This window comes from Arachnia propionica (genome assembly GCF_003932785.1).
Lineage (GTDB): Bacteria > Actinomycetota > Actinomycetes > Propionibacteriales > Propionibacteriaceae > Arachnia > Arachnia propionica_B.
Genome location: NZ_RQYT01000177.1, coordinates 1 through 295 on the forward strand (window position 1 = coordinate 1; position 295 = coordinate 295).

Annotated in this window: 1 protein-coding gene; it reads right to left on the minus strand. The window is 66.1% G+C overall.

What is annotated here, in order from left to right:
• The coding region (locus EII35_RS15710; protein WP_148098985.1) for a hypothetical protein at nt 1–284 on the minus strand (284 nt) is incomplete at its 3' end.
• Between the last annotated feature and the right edge of the window lie 11 nt (nt 285–295).

Consider the following 295-nt stretch of genomic DNA (forward strand, 5'->3'; position numbering starts at 1 on the left):
GCCCTGGAGGTGCGGGCAGCGTAGGGGAACACATCGACTGGCATCAATGCGGTGACTGCCATCCGCAACCCGACCGACGGGTCATGGAGATTCTCGGGTGCGTGCCGAAGGGGATCAAAGATCGGCCGGACCGTCACGCGGGAGTCCTTCAAGAACTCCGGCAGTCGTGTGGTGAGGAACGCGCCCCACCGTTCGACCTCGGCCACCCCGGAGGAGTCGCTGTCGGGGTTGAGGGCGGGGTCGTCGGCGTTGATGTGGACGAATACCGTGGCCTGGGGCAGCATGTCCTGCCCAC